This is a genomic window from Microbacterium sp. 13-71-7 (assembly GCF_002257455.1).
Taxonomy (GTDB): domain Bacteria; phylum Actinomycetota; class Actinomycetes; order Actinomycetales; family Microbacteriaceae; genus Microbacterium.
This window is the reverse complement of record NZ_NCKN01000273.1, coordinates 1-4,837: the sequence shown is the minus strand read 5'-3', so window position 1 is coordinate 4,837 and position 4,837 is coordinate 1. Positions and strand designations below refer to the sequence as shown.

The 4,837-nt window shown below is 72.2% G+C and carries 4 protein-coding genes and 1 pseudogene; 2 read left to right on the top strand and 3 right to left on the bottom strand.

The genetic code is table 11. The features are described 5' to 3' along the window. Nucleotides 1-64 precede the first annotated feature (64 nt). Both B7X32_RS18515 and B7X32_RS18510 read left to right on the top strand, forming a co-directional pair. Nucleotides 65-1,354 (top strand): hypothetical protein, encoded by a 1,290-nt coding sequence (locus tag B7X32_RS18515; RefSeq protein WP_292723046.1) that lies wholly within the window; start codon nucleotides 65-67, stop codon nucleotides 1,352-1,354. Between the two features lie 73 nt (nucleotides 1,355-1,427). Then, nucleotides 1,428-2,090 carry a DedA family protein gene (locus B7X32_RS18510; RefSeq protein ID WP_292723049.1) on the top strand — a complete coding sequence of 221 codons (663 nt, stop codon included), beginning with the start codon at nucleotides 1,428-1,430 and terminating at the stop codon, nucleotides 2,088-2,090. Here the strand turns inward: B7X32_RS18510 and B7X32_RS18505 are convergent. The 3 genes and pseudogenes from B7X32_RS18505 to B7X32_RS21100 form a co-directional block, all read right to left on the bottom strand. Then, nucleotides 2,066-2,725: a response regulator transcription factor gene (locus tag B7X32_RS18505; protein WP_292723042.1), complete on the bottom strand. Its 660-nt coding sequence runs from the start codon at nucleotides 2,723-2,725 to the stop codon at nucleotides 2,066-2,068. The genes B7X32_RS18510 and B7X32_RS18505 overlap by 25 nt on opposite strands. Then, nucleotides 2,722-3,759, bottom strand: a complete 1,038-nt coding sequence (locus B7X32_RS18500) for a HAMP domain-containing sensor histidine kinase (protein WP_292723039.1) — start codon at nucleotides 3,757-3,759, stop codon at nucleotides 2,722-2,724. The genes B7X32_RS18505 and B7X32_RS18500 overlap by 4 nt, the downstream gene beginning before the upstream one ends. 394 nt (nucleotides 3,760-4,153) lie before the next feature. After that, a pseudogene (locus tag B7X32_RS21100) lies at nucleotides 4,154-4,741 on the bottom strand (DUF222 domain-containing protein); the annotation flags it as partial. Nucleotides 4,742-4,837: the final 96 nt, after the last annotated feature.

Sequence of the window (4,837 nt, the reverse complement as noted above, 5' to 3'; positions counted from 1 at the left end):
AGGTGCGCGCTCTGAAACCGGCATCCTTGGCGGGTCCTTGGTGACGCGTCCCTAGCGTCGAAGCATGACGACGACGAGTACGGCGCGCGCGGCGACCGCGGGCCGCCTGCTGAACAAGGTCCCCGAGGTCACGATCTGGTTCTGGATCATCAAGATCCTGTGCACCACGGTCGGCGAGAGCTTCGCGGACTGGATCAACCTCACGCTCGGCGTCGGACTCATGAACACGGCCTGGATCTTCACCGGGGTGCTCGCCGTCGTGCTGGCCGTGCAGGTCACCCTCCGGCGCTACTCGCCGTTCCCGTACTGGCTGACGGTCGTCGTCGTGTCGATCACCGGCACGCTCTACACCGACATCCTGACCGACCAGCTCAACGTGCCGCTGTGGATCTCGTCCGCGGTGTTCGCCGTGCTGCTCGCGGTGGTGTTCTGGATCTGGTGGGCGCGGGAGCGCACCCTGTCGATCCACGCGATCGACACCCGCCCGCGCGAGGGCTTCTACTGGCTCACCGTGCTCGTGACGTTCGCCCTCGGCACCGCGACGGGGGACTGGACCCTGGAGCTGACGGGCTGGAGCCCTGGCGTCGCCGTGCTGCTGCCCCTCGGGCTCATCCTCGCGATCACCGCACTGTGGCGCGGCGGGGCGAACCCGGTGCTGTCGTTCTGGCTGGCCTACATCCTCACGCGGCCGCTCGGCGCCAACATCGGCGACTTCCTCGGCTCCCCGGCGCAGCCCGCGAACCCGGGCGACCCCGTCGGCCTGGGCCTCGGCACCTTCGCGACCAGCATGATCTTCCTCGGCCTGATCCTGGCCACGGTGATCTATCTCGCCGTCAGCCGCCGCGACGTCGTGGAGACCTACGACGCCACCCACGCCTCCCGGGTCGTGACGAGTCCCGGTCGCGAGCGGGCCGGACTGGTCGGATTCGTCGTGCTCGGCGTTCTGACGGCGATCATCCTCACCGTCGCCGCGCTCCTGCCGCACCAGACCGCGGCCGCACAGGACGACGGCGCGTCCAGCGGCCCGGTGTCGCAGCTCACCCCCCAGCAGGTCACCGCGCACCTGCCGAAGGACGCCGTCGCGAAGTACGTCGCCCTCGCGCAGACCGCCGTGCAGCAGGACAAGAGCGACGACACGGCGGGATCCCACGCGACCGTGCAGAAGATGCGCGACGCGTGGGACGCCGATCAGAGCACGCTGCAGGCGGCGGACTCCACCGCGTGGACGTTCCTCGACCACGAGATGGACGCCGTGCTGCAGGCGTACGCGATCGACCACCCCGGCGTGAAGGCGGCCGCCCCCGCCGCGCAGGAGGCCGAGCTCGCCGTGCTGCTGAAGGATCTCGGCGCCTGAGCCGGAGGACGACACCGTGCACCTTCTCGCCTCCGCCCTGGTCCCTGCGGGGCTGCTCCCCGACGCCTCCTCGATGCTGCACGCCTTCGGGCCGTGGGTGCTCGCGGGCGTCGCGCTGCTGATCTTCATCGAATCCGGGGTGCTGTTCCCGTTCCTCCCGGGCGACTCCCTGCTCGTCACGGCGGCGATCCTGGCCGGACCCCTCGGGATCCAGCCGTGGCAGGTGATCCTCGTCGGCATCCCGGCCGCCGTGCTCGGCGACCAGGTCGGGTACGTCCTGGGCAAGCGCTACGGCCGACGGCTGTTCCGCGACGACGCCCGCGTGCTGCGCACCTCGCGCCTGGTGGAGACCGAGCGCTTCTTCGAGCGCTACGGCCCGCTGTCGCTCGTGCTCGGCAGGTTCGTCCCGATCGTGCGGACGTACGTGCCGCTCGTCGCGGGGACCGCGCGCCTGCCGTACCGCCGGTTCCTGCCCTGGAACGCGATCGGCGCCGTGGCGTGGGTGTGCGGGATGACGGCGATCGGCCTGCTGCTCGGCGGGATCCCCGGTGTCGTCGACAACATCGACCTGCTCATGATCGCGATCGTCGTGGTCTCCGTCGCCCCTGTGGCGATCGGCGGGGTGCGCGGGATGGTCCGCGCACGGCGACAGCGGGAGGCGGCGGCCATCGCCTCGGATCCGGATCGCGCGCCGGCGTCGGCCGATCCGGATCAGGCCGGAGTCCCCAGCCGGTAGCCGGATCCGCGGACGGTCTGGATGACGTCCCGATCGGTCTTGCGGCGGAGATAGTGCACGTAGGTCTCGACCGTGGTCAGGCTCTCCCCGCGCGCGAACACCGCCTCGAGCAGGTACTCGCGGGAGAACGTGCGCTCCGGCTCGGAGGCCAGCACGGCCAGGAAGGCGGATTCGGCTTCGGTGAGCAGGATCCGGCCGGCGTAGGGCGAATCGATGCTGTGGTCGTCGGGGTGGAAGGTCCAGCTGCCGATCGCGATCCCGGCGACGGGGGCCGCGTAGTCGCGCGTGAGCGCGCGCAGCCGGGCGCTCAGCTCCTCGAACTCGAACGGCTTCACGAGATAGTCGTTGGCTCCGGCATCGAGCCCCTCGATCCGGTCGCGCAGTTCGCCGAGCGCCGTGAGCATGAGGATCGGGGTGCTCACCCGGCGTCGGCGCAGCTCGCCCACCAGCTCCTCGCCGTGCATGCCCGGCAGCCGCCGGTCCACGACGATCGCGTCGAAGCCGCGCGCCCTGACGGCCTCGAGCGCCTCCTCCGCCGAGTCGCACAGCTGCACCGTCCATCCGGCCGAGAGCACGTCGCGCATGATCGGGCCGAGGCGCGGGTCGTCCTCGACGATCAGAAGCCGGCCGCTCATCGATCCGCGCCCCCGTCGGCGAAGGGGACGACGAGCTCGAACACGGTGCCCTCGGGCCCGGTCCTGGCCACGCGCACCGCGCCGCCGTGGCGTTCGGCGAGCTCGGCCACGAGGGCGAGGCCGATGCCGAACCGGGTGCGGGATCCGCTTCCGTCTGCGGCTCCGCCACCGGACCCGTGACCGGACCCCCCGCCGGCTCCGCCGGGCGGGCGTCCTCCCGCGGGAGATCCGTGCGCGAAGCGGTCGAACACCCTCGCCGGATCGATCCCGGTGATCCCGGATCCGCCGTCAGCCACCGCGATGCGGGCCGCGGCGCGCTCGGCGACGGCTGTCACGGACACGGTGCTGCCGGCCGGGGCGTGATCGATGGCGTTGTCGATCAGCGCGACCAGGCAGCGCCGCAGATCGGCGGCGGGGAGCGCGACCTCCCGGGCCAGAGGCGATGTGGAGATCCGCACCCTTCGGCCCTCGGCGAGCAGCGCCATGTCCGCGGCCGCGGCGGTCATGACCTCGCCGAGCGCGCAGCGTCCGCGCTGCGGCGCCGCCCCGGTCGCCGCGGCGAGCATGTCATCGACGATCCCGGACATGATCCCGGCGTCCTCGCGCAGCGCGCCGACGATCTCGCGCCGCGAGTCGTCCGCCGGGGTGAGCAGGGCGAGCTGCTGCAGGCGCGCGTTGAGCACGGCGAGGGGCGTGCGCAGCTCATGACTCGCGTCGGCGACGAAGCGCTGCTGGATCCGCGCCGCCTCCTCAAGTGGTCGCACCGCGCGCCGTGCGATGAGCCACGCGGCGGCGCCTGCGCACACGATCGCCCCGAGTCCGACCACGATCCCGCCGAGCACCAGATCCGCCGGGTCCAGGAAGACGCGCACGGAACCCGGCTCCGGCGGCCCGTTCACCTCGGCCGGCCGGGTCTGCCAGAACATGTACGCGAGGGCGAGGCCGGCGCCCAACAGCACCAGCGCCGCGCACACCGCCGCGACCTGCCAGCCGATCGCCCTGCTCGACCGCCGAAACTCCGCCTGCGTCTCCACGCTTCCATCCTCGCGCCTGGGACGCGAGAATCGGCCTTCCGTGCTCCTCGTCATCCGGGTGGGGCGAGGGCGTGGGCGGGGGTGCGGTGGGAGCGGTGGTGGGTGCGGGGGCGGTGCCAGCCGCGGTGGGGGTCCCACCAGGCGGGCCGCGGATCTCGGGGACCCCGTGACGCATCCGGACCTGCCAGCCCGAGGTGTCCAGGGTGCGGTGGTGATGCCAGCACAGGGCCACACCGTTGCTCGTGTGCGTGGGACCCCCGGCAGCGTGCTCACGGACATGATGGATCTCGCACCAGGTCGCAGGGACGTGGCAGCCCGGGATCACGCACTCCCGGTCGCGGAGGACGATCGCACGACGCTGCACCGCGGTGAAGATCCGGGCCGTGGTCCCGATCGAGACGATCTGGCCCCGCTCATCGAACAGCACCCGCTGGATCCCACCCGCACACGCCGTGTGCCGGGCAACGGAGACCGGGACATCCCAGCCCGTGCCCTCCAGACGGGCCCGCCCCGTCCCGTGGACGTAGTCCTCCGCCGTGACCGAGACGACCAGGGTCGGGGCAGCACCGCCCAGGTCGGGGAAACCCCCGGACGCGGCTGCCACGTGCAAGATCATCGCGAGGTTGTCGTGGTTCCGCTGCGCGGGAGTACGGATGTCGTCCGGGACGGGAAGCCCGTCTACCGTGTCGGGCTCAGAGCCGGTGCGCTCACCTATCTTGTCGCGCGTGATGCCGTCGGTGCTGAACGACACCGCGGCGCGCGCCGAACCCGACACCGACGATGGTGCCGCCAGCGACGGCGATCCGTTCGCCGCCGGATTGTTGAGCGCATCGTTCAGCCGCCGCAACTGCGCGGCGACCTCGGGCAGCAACCCACCCGAGACCGGGTGCACCCCGCCCCGGAGCGCACCGATCCGCAGCGCACGGTTCCGCTCCCCCGCCCGATCCTCCGGCTCGGCCCCGTCCGGATCCAACCGCAGCATCAACGCCCGGGAGAAATCCGCCAACTCCTGCGTCGACGGACACGGCCCAGGACGGCCCTCCTCGTCCAGCAGATCCTCACCCCGCGCCGTCGCAGC

Coding starts and splice junctions, on each gene's coding strand:
- B7X32_RS18515 (WP_292723046.1), top strand. CDS start 65: ATGACGACGACGAGTACGGCGCGCGCGGCGACCGCGGGCCGCCTGCTG.
- B7X32_RS18510 (WP_292723049.1), top strand. CDS start 1,428: ATGCTGCACGCCTTCGGGCCGTGGGTGCTCGCGGGCGTCGCGCTGCTG.
- B7X32_RS18505 (WP_292723042.1), bottom strand. CDS start 2,725: ATGAGCGGCCGGCTTCTGATCGTCGAGGACGACCCGCGCCTCGGCCCG.